Here is a 20,383-nt window from a genome sequence, read left to right on the forward strand (position 1 = left end):
TTAGCAAGTAACACATCTTTGTAAAGAGATTATGCCTTGGAATTCGCCGGCTTCTACCCTTCAGTAATTGGAGCTATCTGATGTGTCAGGCGATTTTCTGAGGCTCTTTTCTTTTTTTCTTGAAATTACAACGTAAGGAGTTGACTAAAATTGATAACTGCGAAAGAAAACCACACTCAAACCCTTCCAAAAGCAAATTCAGGTCGGAAGATTCGGTTAAAAAATAATGTTATTGGCTGGTCCTTTGTGATTATCGCTGCCGTAATGATCTTTTTGTTTTACTTCTACCCAATGGTTCAGGCTCTTATTTTGTCATTTCAATCAGGGGTAGGTGCGAATTTAACATTTACAGGTATCGATAATTATACGCGTTTATTTAAGGACCCAACGTTCCTTACAACGGTAAAAAATACGGTGATCTATCTAATCATCCAAGTACCAGTTATGATTCTACTTGCTTTATTTCTTTCCGTTTTACTAAATAATAAAACGTTGAAGTTCAAGGGCTTTTTTCGAACAGCCATCTTCTTACCATGCGTAACCTCACTTGTTGCCTATTCCGTCATTTTCAAATATTTGTTTGGTCAAGATGGGATTATCAATATCATGTTAATGAAAGTTTCACTAATTTCTGAGCCCATCCAATGGCTCACCGATCCTTTTTGGGCCAAAATTGCCATTATTGTGGCTATCACTTGGCGTTGGACAGGTTATAACATGATCTTCTATTTATCCGCTCTTCAAAACGTTGATGAATCTATCTATGAAGCAGCTAGGATAGATGGGGCTTCGCCAGTTCAACAATTTTTCAAGATTACGATCCCAATGTTGAAGCCGATTATCCTATTTACATCTATCACTTCAACAATTGGTACGCTTCAGCTATTTGACGAGGTCATGAATATTACCAAGGGTGGGCCGGGTAATGCGACAATGACAATTTCTCAGTATATCTATAATTTATCGTTTAAGTATACCCCTGACTTTGGGTATGCCGCGACTGTCTCTTACGCCATCGTAATTATGATTGTCATCTTCTCTATCATTCAGTTCAAAGTGGCAGGTGATAAAAATGAATAACCTTAAACGCTCATTCAGCTATACAGTCCTTATCATCGCTTCCATTGTTTCTATGTTTCCGTTTCTATGGATGATTGTGAGCTCGACAAACAAGTCTGTAGATGTGACGCAAGGAAGGATGCTGCCAGGCAGTCATTTTATAGAAAACCTTCACAATCTACTAGACACAGTTGATCTTGTACCTGCTTTAATAAATTCAACGAAAATCTCGATTTTAACGACCGTCCTTGCCATGCTGATTGCCTCCCTGGCAGGATATGGATTTGAAATTTATAAAAGTAAATCGAAGGATTTTGTGTTTAACATTTTACTAGTTTCTATGATGATTCCTTTTGCTGCTTTGATGGTACCGCTCTTTAGAATGTTTGCTACCATTTCACAATCCTTACCGATCATTGGTATTGATACAATGGCAGCGGTCATATTACCGACGGTTACAACCGCCTATCTGATCTTTTTCTTTAGACAAAGCACCAAGATGTTTCCGAAGGAAATTCTTGAAGCTGGAAGAATTGATGGTCTCTCTGAATTGGGATGTTTCTTTCGAATCTATGTACCTACAATGAAAACGACTTACGCGGCAGCTGCCATCATTACTTTCATGGCTAGCTGGAACAGTTACTTATGGCCGCTAGTTGTGTTGCAGTCACCAGAGAACCAGACGATTCCACTGTTAATTTCGAACCTCGGTTCCAGCTACTCACCTGACTTTGGAATGATCATGACAGCGATTGTAATTGCAACCTTGCCGGCAGCACTTATCTTCTTCATTATGCAAAAGCATTTCGTTGCAGGGATGATGGGTTCAGTTAAATAATAAAATTTTGGAAAAATGTAGATAGGAAGAGTGATAGTGATGACAACAATTCCAAAAATAGATTGGCTTACAGACTTAAATGTGTTTGCCGTTAATCGACTTCCAGCACATTCAGACCACCGATATTATGAAACACTGGAGCAGGCAAAAATGGCAGGCCCAATGGCAATGCGCCATGAATTAAACGGTAACTGGAAATTTAACTATAGCGTTAATCCAGACAATCGCCCGGAGAATTTTCACCGGCTGGATTTTAATTGCATGGGCTGGGGGGACATCACCGTCCCAGGTCACATTCAGCTTCAAGGCTACGGGAAACCACAATATGTGAATACGATGTACCCATGGGACGGGCTTAACGAGATCCGTCCGCCAGAAATTCCACTCGACCATAATCCGGTTGGAAGCTATGTGAAGATGTTTACCGTTCCCCCTCAAATGGAAAACAAGCCACTGTATATATCCTTTCAAGGTGTGGAGTCGGCCTTTTATGTGTGGTTAAACGGGGAGTTCGTCGGCTATAGTGAGGACTCGTTTACTCCTGCAGAATTTGAGCTTACACCATTTATTACAGAAGGTGATAATAAGCTTGCCGTTGCGGTTTACCAACGGAGCACGGGCAGCTGGCTCGAGGACCAGGATTTCTGGCGTTTTTCTGGTATTTTCCGTGATGTTTACCTCTACACAGTACCAGAAATTCATGTTTATGACGCCGGTATTCGCGCAGAGCTGGATCCGACATTTACGAAAGGGACGCTTCAAGCAGACCTAAAGCTTTTATCTGATGTGGTTTCTCCATCAAAAATAGTTGCTGAATTGTACGATACCGAGGGGCACTTAGTAGCAGCGCAAAACGGTGATTTCACTGACGGAAATTGGACAGTTTTAATGATGATCAATAATCCAAAGCTATGGAGTGCGGAAAATCCTTATTTGTATCAGTTTTATATTCAGGTATATAACGATTTAGGTCATTTGGTAGAGGTTATTCCGCAGAAAGTCGGCTTCCGAAGATTTGAAATGGCTGATAAAATCATGTGCCTTAATGGTGAACGAATTGTATTCAAGGGTGTCAATCGCCATGAATTTAATTGCCGTACCGGCCGCGCGATTACAAAGGAAGACATGCTTTGGGATATTAAAACATTGAAACAGAACAACATTAACGCTGTCCGGACGTCCCATTACCCGAATCAAAGTTATTGGTATGAGTTATGCGATGAATACGGTGTCTATGTCATCGATGAAATGAACCTTGAAACGCACGGTTCATGGCAAAAGATGGGGGCAGTCGAGCCGTCATGGAACATCCCCGGGAATAAGCCGGAATGGGAGAACATCGTCATGGACAGAGCGGTATCCATGTTTGAACGGGACAAAAATCACCCGTCGATCCTCATTTGGTCATGTGGCAATGAATCCTATGCGGGTGAAGTGATTCTGAATGTTTCTAAATATTTTAAGAGTGTAGATCCAAGTCGCCTGGTTCATTATGAAGGTGTTTTCCATGCGCGTGATTACAATGATACGAGTGATATGGAAAGCCGGATGTATGCAAAGCCAGCTGACATTGAGAATTATTTGAACGATAACCCGTCAAAGCCATACATTAGCTGTGAATATATGCACGCCATGGGGAATTCCCTTGGCGGGATGTACAAATATACGGATTTAGAGCAGAAATATCCAATGTATCAAGGTGGTTTTATCTGGGATTATATTGATCAATCAATTATTAAGAAGGATCGTTATGGTAAGGAATTTTTGGCATATGGCGGTGATTTTGACGATCGCCCAACGGATTATGGCTTCTGTACGAATGGGATTGTGTATGCCAATCGAGAGTTGTCGCCGAAGATGCAGGAAGTAAAGTATTTATATCAAAATATCAAACTGAGTCCGGATCGTACGGGGGTAACAATCCAGAATGAGGGTCTTTTCGTAGATACGTCCGATTATGATTTGGAGTACACTCTCTACCTTGAAGGTAAAGAGTTGTATCGGAATCAGCTCGATGTGGTGGTGGCACCGCAGAGTGAAGGGCGCATCGAATTTAAATTGCCTGCTGAAATCACCAGCGTTTCTGGCGAATATTGTATACAAACTTCTTTTAAGCTGAAGGAAAGTAATCTCTGGGCGGACGCTGGCTACGAAATCGCGTTCGGACAATATGTGTTCAGAACGGAGGCGTTTGTCGAGCAGATGGCAGCTCACGGGGAATTACGGGTTGTCACTGGCGATGTCAATATTGGTGTCCACGGCCCTGACTTCAGCATCTTGTTCTCGAAACAGGCGGGAAGCCTGGTTTCACTTAACTATGCAGGGAAAGAGATGATTGCTCTTCCGCCGGCACCGTTATTCTGGCGGGCGACGACGGATAATGACCGCGGTTATTCTCAAGGCTATCATTCGGGCCTTTGGTATGCAGCCAGTCTTGCGCGCCAATGCATTGGGCTGGATGTTGAGCAAGCAAATGGCCAGGTGAGCATTGCTTTTACTTATAAATTATCGATTAGTGAAAAAGTAGTGGTGAAAGTAAATTATACCGTTCTTGCCAATGGCAGTGTTCATGTGAAGTCGGTCTATCAGGGGGCGGAAAATCTCCCGCAGCTGCCGATTTTTGCAGTATCCTTCAAGGTGCCTGCCGATTATGACCAACTGGAATGGTATGCGATGGGTCCTGAAGAAAATTACTCAGACCGGGCGCAAGGAGCAAGACTTGGAATATTTAAAAATCAAGTAATTGAGAATTTATCCGGATATGTCATGCCGCAAGAATCGGGCAGCCGGACGGGAGTGCGCCGAGTTAGTCTGACCAACAAGCAAGGACAGGGAATAAAAATATCAGCGGCTGCTGAACCATTAGAGTGTAATTTTTCCCCGTATACGGCTTTTGAACTCGAGAATGCCCAGCATCAATATGAGCTTCCGAATGTCCATTACACGGTTGTGACGGTCGCAGGAAAGCAGATGGGCGTCGGCGGAGACGACAGCTGGGGTGCACCGGTACATGATGAACACCTTATTCCTGCCAATCAAGACATGGAATTCGAGTTTGTGATTAATAGAATCTAATTATGAAATGGATCAAATAAAGAAAAGAGCCTTATATTGTCAGGCTCTTTCCTTTCAAGTAAGCTTTGTAAAAATTTTATACACAAGTTGATTGTAGCGGAAGGCACGAAGACTCCTGCGGGAGGACGGGGCAGGAGACCCCGTAGAAGCGAAGCGACGAGGAGGCTCCCCGGACCGCCCGCGGAAAGCGCAGTGCCTGGAGCGGAAATCAACAACCAAGTTTAATAGAGACTATAAGTAAAAAGAATATGTCTAAAACAAACCAATTTTGTGAAGGAGAAGGTTATGCTTATTCATGTTAATCAAGAGGACAGACAGTTTCATTTAACAAATGGCCAAGTTAGTTATATTTTTCACGTGATGAAAAATGGACAATTAGGCCATCTTTATTATGGAAAGGCATTGCACCACAGAGAAGATTTTTCTCACTTGCAGACGTATGATGTGCCGACAGGGGCTACTACACACGTGTATGCAGAGGATCCTGCTTTTGGTTTGGAAACGCTCCGTCAAGAATACCCTGCCTACGGAAATTCTGATTTTCGCGAACCGGCAATAAGTGTGAGCAAAACGACGGCTAATCATGTTCCTAATTTCAAATATGATTCGTATCAACTGGTAGACGGAAAGCCTTGTCTTGAAGGTCTGCCGGCAACCTATACAGAAGACAATCAGGACGCTAGTACACTTCAAATTATCTTAAAGGATGAATTCCTCCAAGCAGAATTGACGTTAAATTATACAATATTCCGTGATATGCCTGTAATAACGAGAAGTGCTTCCTTGAAAAATGAAAGTCAAGTGGAATTGATTATTGATCGATTAATGGCAGCATCGCTTGACCTTCCGGATAAAGATTTTTTATTTACTCACTTAGCGGGTGCATGGTCACGGGAGCGTCATGTGAAAGAGAGAATACTGGAAACAGGCATTCAGTCGATTTCCAGTCTGCGTGGTGCAAGCTCACACCACCATAATCCGTTCTTGGCACTAAAGCGTCCGGAGGCGACGGAACATACAGGTGAGGTATATGGCTTTAATTTTATATATAGCAGTAACTTTTTGATGCAAATAGAAGTAGATCATTACGACACAGCAAGACTTATGGTTGGGATTCATCCGTTTGGCTTCAAGTGGAATCTAAAGCCGAACGTGTCCTTCCAAACCCCGGAAGTAGTAATGGTGTATTCCGATCAAGGTTTAAATGGGATGAGCCAGGCCTTTCATAGTCTTTATCGCGAGCACCTGATTCAAGCGCAATGGAAGAAGGCCGTGCGTCCGATTTTGATTAATAACTGGGAAGCAACCTACTTTGATTTTACTGAGGAGAAACTCGTCAATATTGCGAAATCAGCAAGTGAATTAGGAATCGAGCTGCTTGTCCTCGATGATGGCTGGTTTGGAAAACGGAACGATGATACCTCCTCTCTTGGAGATTGGCATGTGGACTTAGATAAACTTCCGGGTGGCTTAGAAAGCTTAGCCCAGAAAATATCTGCGACTGGTATGAAATTTGGGTTATGGTTTGAGCCGGAGATGATCAGTCCAAACAGTGAATTATTTAGCGAGCATCCTGATTGGGCCGTTGGTGTCCCAGGTCAGCACTATACATTGGGACGTAATCAGCTGGTTCTTGACTTTTCAAGACCAGAAATTGTTGATTATCTTTATGAAAAAATGTCCGATATTATTAAAAAAACAAGCCTTGCTTATATTAAATGGGATATGAATCGGAACATTACCGAAGCATTCTCACAAAAACTAGCCGTTCATCAGCAAGGCGAGTTCTTCCATCGCTATATTTTAGGGGTTTATGATCTCTATGAACGGTTAACACGTGAATTCCCGCATGTGTTGTTTGAATCTTGTGCAGGAGGCGGGGGAAGATTCGACCCAGGGATGATGTATTATGCACCGCAAGCATGGACAAGTGATGATACGGATGCGATTGAACGGCTAAAAATCCAATACGGTACCTCCTTCGCCTATCCAGTTTACAGCATGGGATCTCATGTGTCGGCTGTTCCGAATCACCAAACATTGCGGACGACACCGTTATCAATAAGGGCAAATACTGCTTACTTTGGAACCTTTGGCTATGAATTAGATCCAGTGAAATTAACCGAAGAAGAGCGTGCAGAAATTAAAGAGCAGGTTGCTTTTTATAAAAAGCATCGTGCGTTGATGCGCGATGGTCACTTTTATCGCCTATTGAGTCCGTTTTCCAATAATGAAACCGCGTGGATGGTCGTGAGCCAAGACCAATCGGAAGCCTTGATTGGCTGGTATAAGGTATTGGCGACGCCGAATCCTAAGAAGCAGCAAACGCTTCGTCTTAGTGGATTAGATGAGTCAAAAGCCTATAAGGTGACTGGGAGCGAGCAGACATATTATGGTGATGAACTAATGACTGTGGGGCTGCAGCTTCCAACGGAGTTTAATGGTGTAAATGGCGGGAATTTTGAACGCGGGGGAGACTTCCAGTCACAGGTTTTCTATTTAAGAAGTACAGAGACCAAATTGAATTAAAATCAATAGTGACAATATGAAATGAACTACAACCTATAATTTGGCAAAGGTTAATAAAATGCCTTTGCTGCTAGCAGATGGCCTCGGTACTGGACCGAGGCCTTTTTTTGTAATAACGTTAATCAAATTTTATCTCAAAATCAAAAACTCCCAAAATACCTAATTGACAAAAAGCGCTTACAAGATTATGATAAATACAGAAAGTAAATTAACTTAATTAACTAACGAGGAAAGTATAGTTTGAATACATTTCCTCATCCTAGAAGTAACCTATATTTTTTACCTAAGGGGGATAAAAATGGTTAAGAAAAAGAAATGGCTTGGTATTGCTTTAACAGCTGCTTTAGCACTTGGATCATTGGCAGGGTGTACAAGCGCGAAGGACACAGATAATTCAGATGGCGGAAAAGGGGAAAAAATTACTTATTGGGCACCTTTCTCTGGTGCGGATGGTCCACGTATGAAGACGATTGTTGAAAACTACAATAAATCTCAATCTAAGTATCAAGTGGATCTCCAAATTGTCCCACAATCTGACTATTATAAAACCGTTGACCTTGCATTCTCTGGTCAAAAAAATGCGCCAGATGTATTGATTATGCATACTGACCAGCTTAAAAATTATGCAGATAAGAACTTATTAAAAGATTTAACTGGTACAGTTGAAAAAGCAGGTGTTAAGTCGGAAGATTATTCTGAAACTGCTTGGAGGGCTAGCGATATTGGTGGTAAGCACTATTCTATTCCTTTGGATATTCATCCATTAGTTATGTACTATAACAAAGATTTATTTAAAGCAGCCGGTTTAGACCCCGAAAAGGCACCGACAAATCGTGCAGAGTTCCTAGCAGCTGCTAAAAAGCTAACAGATTCTACTAAGAATCAATATGGTTTTGTTGTACCAACACTATGGCCAAACCAGTTCATTTTCCCAACTATTTTATTCCAAAATGGCGGAGAGTTAATGAAGGATGGCAAGCCAAATTACAACAGCCCAGAAGCGGTTGAAGCGTTAACCTTCTATCGCGATTTGATTCAAAAAGAAAAAGTTTCTCCTGCAAATGTTCAACAAGATGGTGAAGTAACATTATTCTTGCAAGGTAAAAACGCTATGCATCTAAATGGTCCATGGATGATGGAACAGTGGGATAAGGCTGGTATAAACTATGGTGTTGCTCCAGTACCGCAATTAGGCACTAAACAACAAGCGGTTTATGCGAATGGACACAATTTCGTAATTCCTGCTACTGTAACAGATTCAAAAAAATTAGATGGTATTACTGATTTTTTAAAATATGTTGCTGGAAACACAATGGAGTGGGCTAAATCTGGACAAGCACCAGCTTCAAAAGCGATCTATGAACAAAGTGAAGAATTTAAAAGTATGAAACAACAGCCGATCGTAGCTCAAGAATTTGAATATGCTAAGTTTGCTCCTGTCGTTGCCAACTGGGGTCAATTGTCAGACCCATTATGGGCTGAAGTAAACCTTGCTCTTCTAGGCAAGAAGGACCCGCAAAAAGCATTGGATGATGCGGATAAAAAGGCAGAACAAGTATTGAATAAGTAATCATTAAAGGAGGCGGACGGTAGGATGTATTACCTGTTCGTCTCTTATTTTTAAACTAGTAAGTTTTCGAAAGGAGGAAGGTAAATGAGAAATACAAGCTGGAAATCACAATTGACTTCAAGTCTTTTTGTTCTTCCTTACTTGCTGCTATTTGTTGTTTTTCTTTTAATTCCTATTGGTTACGGGGCATGGATAAGTTTGCATAACTGGGATTTATTAAACCCTGTCCATGAATTTGTAGGATTTAAGAATTATTCAAAAGTCTTTGACTCTAATTCTTATCTTAATGATCTTTTTTTCGAGGGTCTTAAAAACACTTTCCAATTCGTTGTTTATAGTGTTCCTTTATTGGTTGTGGTTGGATTGGGTTTAGCATTGTTAGTAAATGCACTACCAGGTAAATTCAAAGGTTTTTTTCGTACGGTTTACTTTATTCCCTATTCTGTTTCTGTTTCCGTCGTTGCCATTATTTGGTTATGGATACTTGATACAAACAGTGGGTTGATTAATCAATATTTACAAAAGATGAATCTACCATTAATTCCATGGTTAACAGATATGCCGTGGGCCTGGATTTCACTCGCTATCGCGACTTTATGGTGGACGATTGGTTTTAACATGGTTATTTTTATCAATGCACTGAATGATGTTTCGGAGGAACTATATGAAGCGGGTTCTCTTGATGGCGCCAATCGCTGGCAGCGATTTGTGCACATCACGTTACCTAGTATTAAACCTACCATGCTGTTTGTCGTTATTACATCAACGATTGCCTCTTTTAATATATACGGTCAACCCTATTTAATGACACGGGGCGGTCCAGGGACTTCAACGAAAGTTCTTTTAATGAATATTGTGGATGAAGCCTTTAAGCAGCGGCAATTAGGGAATGCGGCCGCCATGTCATTACTTATGGCTCTGATTATGATCGTTATCTCAATATTGCAATTCCGAATCACCAATCGAAAGGAGTAGTTCAGCGTGCAAAAAACACCGTTTAAAATCTTCATTGTTATCCTTGCGATCATTGTTGGCTTGATTTTTATCGTTCCAATTTTATGGATGCTGGCTACTTCCTTTAAAACTGATCAGGAAGCATTTACTGCTGGCTTAAAATGGATTCCGAAAGTGTTTACTCTTGAAAATTATCAGTATAGCTTAGCAGGAAATTCAGATACACCGGTCTTACAATGGATGGGCAACTCCCTTTTTGTTGGGATTGTTGGGACACTAATTGTTCTTGTTGTAGACACACTAGCCGCATATGGTCTGGCCCGTTTAGATGTTCCATTTAAAAAATTGCTTATTAGCATTTTTATAGGCTCGTTAACGATTCCATGGGTCATTACGTTCTTACCATTATATATGGAGTTTAATAAGTTAGGTCTTTTAGATACTTATGCAGTATTAATTCTTCCCTATTCCGCAAATGCATTTGGTGTCTTTCTTCTATATCAATATTTCCGCGGCTTTCCAAAAGAACTGGAAGAAGCGGCCTTTCTAGACGGTGCAAATAAATGGCAGGTATTTGTAAAAATCGTTCTACCATCGGCACGGCCAGTTATTTGGACATTAGCTATTTTTACTTTTATGGGTATATATAATGACTTCTTATGGCCACTTGTAACTACAAATTCTCCAGAAATGAGAACTATCACAACCGGTATTGCTATCATGCAGCAAGGAAGTTTTGTTTCGTCACCAGGCAGGTTGATGGCATTAACATCGATTGCAACCATACCAGCCGTATTATTGTTTATCATTGGTCAACGTTCCTTTATCAAAGGCGTGAATCAATCAGGAATTAAATAGGATTATTTTTTCAGGAAGGAATGAGAATAACATGTCAGTACCCCGTAATGAATATCCAAGACCTCAATTGGTTAGAAAAGATTGGGTAAATTTAAATGGCGAATGGGACTTCGCTTTTGATGATAAAAATGTTGGATTAAAAGAAAAATGGTTTCAAGCAGAAAATCGATTTGATCGAAAAATCAATGTTCCCTTTGCCTATCAGACAAAGTTAAGCGGAATTAATGATCCCACGTTCCATGATTATGTTTGGTATTACCGAGAATTCACGGTACCTCAAGATTGGAATAATCAGCGGGTAGTTCTTCATTTTGGGGCAGTAGATTACCGTGCCTGGGTCTATATAAATGGCCAATATGTGAGTTTTCATGAAGGTGGTAACGTGTCCTTCTCAATCGATATTACCGATTATTTAACCTGGGGTAACGAGAAGGTTGTTGTAAGAGTAGAAGATCCGTCCACAGATGAGACCATTCCAAGAGGAAAGCAATTCTGGATTGAACAATCTGACTCTATCTGGTACACAAGGACGACAGGGATTTGGCAAACAGTTTGGCTTGAGCCGGTTAGTTCAACACATGTATCTAAATTAAGATTAACACCAGATATTGATCGTGGAGATATTATTGTCGAATTCGAGGTCTCAGGTGAGTTTATTAACACAAAAGCAGACATTGAAATTAGTTTTCAAGGTCAAAAGGTAGTAAAGGATACAATCGAGGTATTTGAAACGTATAATAAGCGTTCCATTAACTTATATAATCGCCAAATCTTCAGAACTTCATTCCACCATATGGGCTGGAATTGGTCACCGGAAAATCCCAATTTATTTGATATCAGATTCACGTTAAATGATGAGGAAAATCAGGTAATTTTAGACGAGGTAGAATCCTATTTCGGTATGAGAAAGGTCCATATTGAAAATGGAATGGTTTATTTAAATAACAAGCCGTATTATCAAAAACTAGTTCTTGACCAAGGCTATTGGCCGGAAGGGTTATTAACGGCTCCAACGGATGAAGATTTGAAAAAGGATATTGAATTAGCTCTTGAAATGGGCTTCAATGGCTGCAGAAAGCATCAAAAAGTCGAGGATCCTCGTTTCCTTTATTGGGCAGACAAATTAGGATTCTTGGTTTGGGGAGAATGTGCAGCATTTCCATCCTACAGTGAGGATGCAGCTTCTCGATTAACAAATGAATGGATTGAAATTATTGAACGGGATTACAATCACCCATCTATCGTCGCTTGGGTTCCTGTAAACGAAAGCTGGGGAGTGCCTTTTATTAAAGCAAATAAACAGCAGCAGCACCATTCTTTAGCGATGTATCATCTTATTCATTCCCTTGACCCAAGCCGTTTAGTGATATCGAATGATGGCTGGGAACTTACAGAGACGGATATTTGTGCGATTCACAACTATAATCACGGTTCAAACGATGAAAAAGCAAAATATGAAGCATTTAAAGAATCCTTATCAACTAAAGAAAATCTTTTAGAATCTAAACCAGCGAATCGAGGAATTTATGCTGATGGATTTGAACACAAAGGTGAACCAATCCTGTTAACTGAATTCGGTGGCATTGGGTTCAAAGTTGGTGAAGATAACGGTTGGGGCTATACATCTGTGAAGGATGAACACGAGTTTATTGCAGATTATCGCCGAGTAATGGAAGCGGTCTATGCCTCCAAAGCCCTACACGGCTATTGTTATACACAGTTAACAGATGTAGAGCAAGAAATTAACGGATTATTATCCTATAACAGAGAACCGAAATGTGAGTTGTCAAAAATAAGAGAAATCAATGATATGTGGCATTCTAATATTGTAAAACGCTAAACAATAATTAAATCCTTTCTAAAAAGATCGTTTGAGCTAATCATTCATATAGTGAGCAGCGATCTTTTCTACGGTATACTATTCAGTAACTAAATACACATTTACAAATTAAACAAGAAAAGAGTTGAATCATTTGATCCAACTCTTTTTTTATTGACCATCCGTTTTAAATAGTTTCTTTAAAACTAAGGTCACAGCTCCCAATACCATACCAGTTTTCCCTAATTCGGAACAAACCACACTAATTTCTTCATGAGAACGTTTAAAAGTATATTTCTCTATCCTTTTTTTTAGTTGAGATAAAACAAAATCTCCTACTTCGAAGATACTGCCTTCTACGATTAATTTCGAAGGCTTAAGTATATTAATCATATTAGCTGCGGCTAATCCAAGGGATTGTCCGGCTTCTTCTAATAGCAAAATAGCAAAGCGATCCCCCTCCTTAGCGGCTTTATAGATCATGATTAAGGAGAGTTCATTACTGCTATCTTTCAACCATTCTTTAAGGATTGTACCGTTATCATTTTTAAGTTCTTCCTTAGCTTTTTTTAAGATGGCAGTTTCAGATGCATAAGCCTCTAAACATCCATTATTACCGCACTCGCATAGGGGGCCATGCACATCTAAAATAGTATGTCCGATTTCTCCTGCTGTATAAAAAGAGCTTTTATAAATCTCGTTATTAATAAAGATTCCAGAACCAATCCCTCGTCCCACACTAAGACAGATAAAATCTGAGACCCCTTGACCTTGCCCAAACCAACTTTCTGCATTTGCTAATGCTCGAACATCATTTTCTACAATAACAGGGATATTGAATTCTTTTTCTATCCTTTCTTTCAGAGGTATATTTTCCAAATGTAAGTGTGGAGAATAGATGGCCAAGCCTTTTTCAGAATCAACAAGCCCATGCATGGCAATACCAATGCCAAGGATTAAATCTATGTCTATATGTTTATTTTGTAGGACATTATGGATGCACTCTATGATCATGTCCATAAATTCGGATTTAGTTGGAAGTTCAGTAATATCCTTACTGAAATCGGTTACAATCTTTCCGTCCATAGTGGTTAAAATAACGCGCAAAACCTCCGCTGCGGCGTAGACTCCGATTATATAATAAGCAGAGTAATTTATCCGGAGCAGAATCGGCTTTCTCCCGCCTGATGTTGCGCTCGTTGATTGTTCCTCTACTATAAGATTTTTCTCAATCAATTCACTAACCAATGAACTGACGGTTGGTGGAGTTAATTTTGTTAATTTGGCAATTTCTGCTCTTGAAATCGGTTCTCTTAATCGAATCATGTTTAAAACGGTAGATTGATTAAGTAACTTCATTTTTTCGAAACTTCCAGTTTTGGGGTCGAAACTCAAAATACATCACGCCTTTTTATTTAGCTTTAATACCATTAAGCATTTGTTTAAATAGGGATTATTTATCTATTTCTTTTTTAGAATTACTATCAAGTTTAGCACAAATACTCCCGCGTTTGAACCGTTAGTATTTACCTGATTACAGGCGAAGAGATAATGGGTGAACATTCCTTAGAAAAATATAAAGTAAGAATGTTAAATATAACCGGCTTCTTTCAAAAAATAATTGTAAGGATGAGGGGAAAATAGGAAGGTTGCCAGCAATTCTACTGCGTTGATTGTTCAAAGTAAGCGATTATTAAGATAAAAAGAACAGTGATAGTGCATGAACTAAATTCCTGAGCTATTTTCAATATTTTTTAGTTAAAATTTTAGTAAAAATATTGAAAATTTTTACTAAGGAGAGTAAAATTAAATTAAATTAAATCAGTTAACTTACAAGACACATGACTTCAGGAGGAATTTGTAATGAACGTTACCACACTTAATAAAGTATTTTTAGATATGTTTCATATTTTACCTAGAAAAGCCTTTTTTGCTCCTGGAAGGATTAATTTAATTGGCGAGCATACCGATTATAATGGCGGTCATGTGTTTCCATGTGCGATTACCTACGGTACCTACGCTGTAGCAAGGAAGCGGGAAGACCAAGTGATTCGTCTATACTCAACGAACTTCCCTGAAAAAGGAATCATCGAATTTAACTTAAACGAACTAGATTATCAGAAAGAACACAATTGGGCCAACTATCCGAAAGGGATGATTCGTTACATGCTCGAGGCGGGATATGAAATTCCAACGGGATTTGATTGTGCCATTCAAGGCAATATCCCGAATGGCGCAGGACTTTCTTCGTCAGCCTCCATTGAACTTTTAACCGGAGTGCTAGTAAACGGCCTGTTTGAATTAGAAATTCCTCGACTTGATCTCATCAAGCTTGGCAAGAAGGTAGAGAATGAATTTATTGGTGTGAACAGCGGCATCATGGACCAGTTTGCAATTGGAATGGGGAAGAAGGATGCTGGAATTTTACTAGATTGCCAGACTCTTAGCTATGAATACGCACCCATTCACCTTGATGACTACAAAATTTTAATCATGAATACGAATAAGCGCAGGGAATTAGCTGATTCGAAATACAATGAGCGAAGAGGAGAATGTGAAGAGGCGCTAGCGCAACTGCAACAAAAACTTCCGATTGTGGCTCTTGGTCAGTTATCAGAAGCGGAATTTGATGAAAATCAAGACCTAATTACCAATGAAACGGTCCGCAAACGAGCAAAGCACGCTGTCTATGAAAACGTGCGAACAATTAAGGCTCTAGAAGAGCTTAAAGCCGGAAATTTAGAGGCATTTGGACAATTGATTAACCAATCACACGTATCCTTACGGGATGATTATGAAGTGACTGGAGTGGAGCTTGATAGTTTAGTAGAAGCTGCTTGGAATCAACCAGGAGTTCTTGGAGCGCGGATGACTGGTGCAGGATTCGGCGGTTGTGCCATCGCGATTGTAGAAAATGACGAGGTTGAAAACTTTATTACAAATGTTGGGGCAGTCTATCTCGAGAAAATTGGCTACAAAGCAGAATTTTATGCAGCGAGCATTGGTGACGGGGCAAAAGAAATTCAAATGGAGGCGGCGATCTAAATGAGTATCCTTGTATTAGGTGGTGCGGGCTATGTCGGTTCGCACGCTGTTTATCAGTTGATTGATCAGGGGTTTCCGGTGGTTGTGATTGATAATTTGCAAACAGGCCATAGCGATGCAATTCATCCAAAGGCAAGCTTTTATGAAGGGGATATCCGCAGTCGTGAGTTTATGCGCTCTGTTTTTGAAAAAGAAAACATTGAAGCGATTTTGCATTTTGCCGCCAATTCCCTTGTCGGGGAATCCATGGTTGAACCGTTAAAATACTTTGATAACAACGTTTACGGAACACAAGTTGTCCTTGAAATGATGAAGGAATTTGGCGTCAAGCACATCGTTTTTTCTTCGACAGCAGCTGTTTATGGAGAGCAGAAAGTTGTACCGATTACAGAGGATGCGGCAACCATTCCAACGAATACCTATGGCGAAACCAAGCTAGCGATGGAAAAAATGATGGCTTGGTGCGAAAAAGCCTTTGATCTTCACTATGTTTCCCTTCGCTATTTTAACGTTGCTTCGGCAAGAAGCGACGGACAAATTGGCGAAGACCATAACCCAGAAACGCATCTCATCCCTGTTGTATTAGAAGCAGCATTAGGCATAAGACCTGCCGTTACGATATTTGGGGAAGATTATGATACAGCAGATGGTACTTGTGTTCGTGATTATATTCATGTAGAAGACTTAATTGATGCCCATATATTAGCCCTCCGTTATCTACAAAATGGCGGGGAGAGTAATCATTTCAATCTTGGCTCAAGTCAAGGATTCTCGGTAAAAGAAATTGTTGAGACAGCTAAAGAGGTTACAGGAATTGATATCCCGGTAAGAATCGGTGAACGAAGAGCTGGAGACCCAAGTACATTAATTGCTTCTTCGGAAAAAGCAAAAAAGATATTGGGATGGAATCCAACGAGAACATCGATTCATCAAATGATTAGCAATGCCTGGAACTGGCATCAGCACCACCCGAATGGATATCAGAAATAGAGGTGAACATGATGATTTATCAACTAATACAACAATTAATCAATCAAGCAATTGCCACTCAAGTAATTGAGCGGGAAGATGAAATCTATGCGCGCAATCAAATATTATCACTTCTCCATCTAACGGAGTTTAAGGAAGTGGACGCAGCAGGGGAAAGTAACTTTGATATCCCTGATTTACTCGATTTAATTGTAGATTATGCCTGCAATCAAGGGATTATTGAAGAATTATTTGATGAAAAAGAGATTTTTTCAAGTAAAATTATGAACTGTTTCATCGCTCGGCCATCAGCTGTTAATCAGCTTTTTTATGGAAAATATAAACAGGATCCAAAAGCAGCAACACAGTATTTTTATGAGTTAAGTAAAAATAGCAACTACATTCAGATGAAACGTATTCGCAATAATATTGACTATAAAACCACTACAGAATATGGTGAACTTGATATTACCATTAATCTATCCAAACCAGAAAAGGATCCCAAAAGTATTGAATTCGAGCGGTCGGTGAAGCAAATGGACTATCCGAAATGCTTGCTTTGTGTGGAGAATGAGGGATATGCGGGAAGAATCGGGCACCCTGCCCGCTCCAATCACCGCATGATTCGTGTAAATCTATTAGAAAACACATGGTACTTGCAGTATTCACCATATGTCTATTACAACGAGCATTGTATCGTGTTAGCAGAAAAACATACCGAAATGGTTATTAGTCCAACGACATTCTTACGGCTATTAAGCTTTGTTGAGCAATTTCCACATTATTTTGTTGGCTCTAATGCGGACCTGCCGATTGTAGGGGGCTCGATTTTATCCCATGATCATTATCAAGGCGGGAATTATCAATTTGCGATGGCGAAGGCAGGGGATGACTGGACATTTAAAATGGCCGGATATCCGGATGTAGAGTGTGCGGTTGTTAAATGGCCTATGTCCGTTATTCGCCTGCGTTCCGATCAAATTAGTACGCTCGTTGAAGCCGGATCACATATTTTAGACAAATGGAAAAAGTACAGTGATGAAGGTTTAGGAATTGAGGCGAGGACTGGCGAAACACCGCACAATACAATTACACCAATTGCACGTAAAAATGGGGATGCATTTGAACTGGATTTGGTTCTGCGTAACAACCGAACGAGTAATGAGCATCCGCTTGGCATTTTCCATCCTCACGCCGATGTACATCATATTAAGAAGGAAAATATTGGCCTAATTGAAGTGATGGGGCTAGCGGTTTTACCAGCACGGTTAAAGGATGAACTAGTAGAAGTGAAAAATTATATCCTAGGTCGATCATCGGCAGTAGCAGACTATCATTTGGACTGGGCGGAAGCGTTAAAAGCACGCTATCAAGCTATTGCCAATGAAGCGAATGTGGATGGTCTGGTAAGAGAAGAAGTAGGAAAGAAGTTTTTAAGGTGCTTGGAGGATGCAGGTGTGTTTAAGCGAAATGAAGTGGGTGCAGCTGGGTTCCAGCGGTTTATCAGTACTTTATAAAACATAATCGGCCCAGAACTTTGTGAATAGCTCTAGTTTCTAAAAAGAACTAAATTAGATACCTTCTGAAAAATATGGAGTGATAAATCGATGAAAATAGTAGATAGAATATTTGGCAGTTACGAGGGTGAGTCTGTTACAGAGTATACCTTAGTCAATGATTACGGCATGATAGTCTCTTGCCTTAATTATGGTTGTGTGATTACTAAAATCATCGTCCCTGACCGTCATGGAAACTTTGAAAATGTAGTGCTTGGATTTGAAAACTTCGAAGATTACACAGAATGGTCCCCGTATTTTGGCGCAGTTGTGGGACGAGTAGCCGGAAGAATTAATGGTGCCAGCTTTGAGTTGGACGGAAAAGAATACCATCTTGCAGACAATGATTATCCCAATCATTTACACGGGGGCAAGAAGGGCTTTAACTCTGTGATTTGGAAAACTGAAATAATAGAGGAAGAAAATGCAGTCGGTTTGAAGTTTTTTTATCATAGTCCAGACGGTGACGAAGGCTATCCTGGTTATCTAGACACCACTGTTACCTATATTCTAAACAATAAAAATGAACTCGATATTACTTTTGAAGGAAAAACGGATCAAAAAACGGTTGTCAACTTAACGAATCACTCGTATTTTAATTTGAGTGGAAATGTAAAAAGAGATTGTTCTGAACATATTCTCCAATTAGAAAGTGATCAGTTTTTAGAACTGGGCGAAGGTTTTATCCCTACTGGTAAAATGATTGATACCAAAAATACCCCATTTGATTTTAAGCATGGCAGAAGGTTACGCTCTGGGATGGTTTCGTCTCATCCACAAAATGTGCTTGTTGGTAATGGTTACGACCACCCACTTGTTTTTACCAAAAAGGGTGAAAATACAATCATGCTTAGTGATGAGGAAAGCGGCCGTTCGCTGCTTGTTTCGACCGACCAGCCATGCGTCGTCCTTTATACTGGGAATCAATTAGAAGGACCTTATTCCATAGCAGGTGTCAGGTCAAGAAATTATTTGGGTGTCTGTCTGGAAACGCAAGGATTTCCTGATGCTATCCATCATCCGGCGTTCCCCTCTGTCATTTTAAACCCGGAGGAAGTATACTATTCCAAAACAGTGTTTCGATTTTTTGCTAATACATTAGGAGATTGATTTATGGCTACCATCAAAGATATTGCACAAATTGCAGGTGTATCGATCGCCACTGTATCCCGTGTTTTGAATTATGATACAACACTTTCTGTCAGTGATGAAACCAAGAAAAGAATTTTCGAAGTGGCAGAAGAACTATCGTATAAAAAGAAATCAGCTCGCAAGCAGGAGTCGGGAAAAATTGCCCTCTTGCAATGGTATACCGAGAAAGAAGAACTGGAAGATTTGTATTACATGTCGATCCGGCTTGGGGTTGAAAACCAATGCCGACAGCAAGGGATTCAAGTGGCCAAATATTTTCAAGACAACTATGAGGATTTGAGGGAAGACGATATTCAAGGGCTGATTGCGATTGGGAAATTTAGCAAGAAGCAAGTGAATGAGATGCTTAAGATAACCAAAAATATTGTCTTTGTTGACACCTCACCAGACGAAGATCGGTTTGATTCGATCGTCATTGACTTTGAAAGGGCAACAATAAAGGTACTTGATCATTTTATGAAGAAGGGTCATGAGAAAATCGGCTATATCGGCGGAAGAGAAGTTTTTAAAGATAAAACTTCCATCATAGAAGACCCAAGGGAATCGGCGTTCAAGCGCTATTTAACAGGTAAAGGGATGCCCTATGAAGCTTTTATGTATGTAGGAACCTTCTCAGCCGATGATGGTCATGCAATGATGAAAAAGGCGATTGATGAACATGGGGACAACCTGCCAACCGCCTTTTTTGCAGGTAATGATTCGATTGCAGTTGGGGCATTGCGGGCTTTACTGGAGGCAGGAATTTCTGTTCCAGAACGGGTTAACATCATCGGTGTGAATGACATCAGTATCTCCAAATATGTCTATCCAGCGTTAAGCACGGTTAAGGTGTATACCGAAATCATGGGAGAAACCGCCGTTGACACCCTTTTGGAGAGAATCGCAGGCAGAAAAACAGCAAAAAAGATATTCATTGCAACCGATCTTATCATTAGGAATAGCAGTTTTTAAAAAGCAAA

General features: G+C 40.2%; 14 protein-coding genes. 13 read left to right on the forward strand and 1 reads right to left on the reverse strand.

Translation table 11 applies throughout. From position 1 onward, the window contains the following. Window positions 1–210: 210 nt before the first annotated feature. The 8 genes from J7E63_RS09755 to J7E63_RS09790 all read left to right on the forward strand — a co-directional run bounded on the left by J7E63_RS09755 (window position 211) and on the right by J7E63_RS09790 (window position 12,723). Window positions 211–1,080: a carbohydrate ABC transporter permease gene (locus tag J7E63_RS09755; protein ID WP_308161939.1), complete on the forward strand. Its 870-nt coding sequence runs from the start codon at window positions 211–213 to the stop codon at window positions 1,078–1,080. Continuing rightward, entirely contained in the window at window positions 1,073–1,897 is an 825-nt protein-coding gene (locus tag J7E63_RS09760) for a carbohydrate ABC transporter permease (RefSeq protein WP_215011463.1), read from the forward strand. The genes J7E63_RS09755 and J7E63_RS09760 overlap by 8 nt, the downstream gene beginning before the upstream one ends. A 39-nt stretch (window positions 1,898–1,936) precedes the next feature. Then, window positions 1,937–4,972 (forward strand): beta-galactosidase, LacZ type, encoded by a 3,036-nt coding sequence (lacZ, locus tag J7E63_RS09765; RefSeq protein ID WP_215011571.1) that lies wholly within the window; start codon window positions 1,937–1,939, stop codon window positions 4,970–4,972. 285 nt (window positions 4,973–5,257) lie between these two features. Next, window positions 5,258–7,501: an alpha-galactosidase gene (locus tag J7E63_RS09770; protein ID WP_215011465.1), complete on the forward strand. Its 2,244-nt coding sequence runs from the start codon at window positions 5,258–5,260 to the stop codon at window positions 7,499–7,501. 298 nt (window positions 7,502–7,799) lie between these two features. Continuing rightward, the gene (locus tag J7E63_RS09775) at window positions 7,800–9,071 is read left to right on the forward strand and encodes an ABC transporter substrate-binding protein (protein WP_215011467.1); all 1,272 of its coding nucleotides are present in this window, start codon (window positions 7,800–7,802) and stop codon (window positions 9,069–9,071) included. An 84-nt stretch (window positions 9,072–9,155) separates the two neighbouring features. Continuing rightward, the gene (locus J7E63_RS09780; protein ID WP_215011469.1) at window positions 9,156–10,046 is read left to right on the forward strand and encodes a carbohydrate ABC transporter permease; all 891 of its coding nucleotides are present in this window, start codon (window positions 9,156–9,158) and stop codon (window positions 10,044–10,046) included. A 6-nt stretch (window positions 10,047–10,052) separates the two neighbouring features. Next, a complete protein-coding gene (locus tag J7E63_RS09785) occupies window positions 10,053–10,883 on the forward strand; it encodes a carbohydrate ABC transporter permease (protein ID WP_308161934.1) in 831 nt (276 codons plus the stop codon). A gap of 31 nt (window positions 10,884–10,914) precedes the next feature. Further along, window positions 10,915–12,723, forward strand: coding sequence for a glycoside hydrolase family 2 protein (locus tag J7E63_RS09790; RefSeq protein ID WP_215011471.1), 1,809 nt, complete (start codon window positions 10,915–10,917; stop codon window positions 12,721–12,723). Between the two features lie 150 nt (window positions 12,724–12,873). On the opposite strand, the gene J7E63_RS09795 is transcribed toward J7E63_RS09790, so the two are convergent. Next, window positions 12,874–14,061, reverse strand: coding sequence for an ROK family transcriptional regulator (locus tag J7E63_RS09795; protein WP_251033454.1), 1,188 nt, complete (start codon window positions 14,059–14,061; stop codon window positions 12,874–12,876). A gap of 504 nt (window positions 14,062–14,565) precedes the next feature. On the opposite strand from J7E63_RS09795, the gene J7E63_RS09800 reads away from it, so the two are divergent. The 5 genes from J7E63_RS09800 (at window position 14,566) to J7E63_RS09820 (ending at window position 20,375) form a co-directional block, all read left to right on the forward strand. Then, the gene (locus tag J7E63_RS09800; RefSeq protein WP_215011475.1) at window positions 14,566–15,747 is read left to right on the forward strand and encodes a galactokinase; all 1,182 of its coding nucleotides are present in this window, start codon (window positions 14,566–14,568) and stop codon (window positions 15,745–15,747) included. Further along, a complete protein-coding gene (gene galE, locus J7E63_RS09805; protein WP_215011477.1) occupies window positions 15,748–16,737 on the forward strand; it encodes a UDP-glucose 4-epimerase GalE in 990 nt (329 codons plus the stop codon). An 11-nt stretch (window positions 16,738–16,748) separates the two neighbouring features. Further along, window positions 16,749–18,233, forward strand: a complete 1,485-nt coding sequence (galT, locus tag J7E63_RS09810; protein WP_215011575.1) for a UDP-glucose--hexose-1-phosphate uridylyltransferase — start codon at window positions 16,749–16,751, stop codon at window positions 18,231–18,233. 90 nt (window positions 18,234–18,323) lie between these two features. Continuing rightward, the gene (locus J7E63_RS09815) at window positions 18,324–19,382 is read left to right on the forward strand and encodes an aldose epimerase family protein (protein WP_215011479.1); all 1,059 of its coding nucleotides are present in this window, start codon (window positions 18,324–18,326) and stop codon (window positions 19,380–19,382) included. Window positions 19,383–19,385: 3 nt separating this feature from the next. Next, window positions 19,386–20,375 carry a LacI family DNA-binding transcriptional regulator gene (locus J7E63_RS09820; protein WP_215011481.1) on the forward strand — a complete coding sequence of 330 codons (990 nt, stop codon included), beginning with the start codon at window positions 19,386–19,388 and terminating at the stop codon, window positions 20,373–20,375. Window positions 20,376–20,383 lie beyond the last annotated feature (8 nt).

Source organism: Bacillus sp. ISL-75, from assembly GCF_018613095.1.

Excerpts from the sequence above, each read along its gene's own strand:
- J7E63_RS09760 (WP_215011463.1), top strand. The coding sequence starts at position 1,073 with ATGAATAACCTTAAACGCTCATTCAGCTATACAGTCCTTATCATCGCT.
- lacZ (WP_215011571.1), top strand. The coding sequence starts at position 1,937 with ATGACAACAATTCCAAAAATAGATTGGCTTACAGACTTAAATGTGTTT.
- J7E63_RS09770 (WP_215011465.1), top strand. The coding sequence starts at position 5,258 with ATGCTTATTCATGTTAATCAAGAGGACAGACAGTTTCATTTAACAAAT.
- J7E63_RS09775 (WP_215011467.1), top strand. The coding sequence starts at position 7,800 with ATGGTTAAGAAAAAGAAATGGCTTGGTATTGCTTTAACAGCTGCTTTA.
- J7E63_RS09780 (WP_215011469.1), top strand. The coding sequence starts at position 9,156 with ATGAGAAATACAAGCTGGAAATCACAATTGACTTCAAGTCTTTTTGTT.
- J7E63_RS09790 (WP_215011471.1), top strand. The coding sequence starts at position 10,915 with ATGTCAGTACCCCGTAATGAATATCCAAGACCTCAATTGGTTAGAAAA.
- J7E63_RS09795 (WP_251033454.1), bottom strand. The coding sequence starts at position 14,061 with ATGAAGTTACTTAATCAATCTACCGTTTTAAACATGATTCGATTAAGA.
- J7E63_RS09800 (WP_215011475.1), top strand. The coding sequence starts at position 14,566 with ATGAACGTTACCACACTTAATAAAGTATTTTTAGATATGTTTCATATT.
- galE (WP_215011477.1), top strand. The coding sequence starts at position 15,748 with ATGAGTATCCTTGTATTAGGTGGTGCGGGCTATGTCGGTTCGCACGCT.
- galT (WP_215011575.1), top strand. The coding sequence starts at position 16,749 with ATGATTTATCAACTAATACAACAATTAATCAATCAAGCAATTGCCACT.
- J7E63_RS09815 (WP_215011479.1), top strand. The coding sequence starts at position 18,324 with ATGAAAATAGTAGATAGAATATTTGGCAGTTACGAGGGTGAGTCTGTT.
- J7E63_RS09820 (WP_215011481.1), top strand. The coding sequence starts at position 19,386 with ATGGCTACCATCAAAGATATTGCACAAATTGCAGGTGTATCGATCGCC.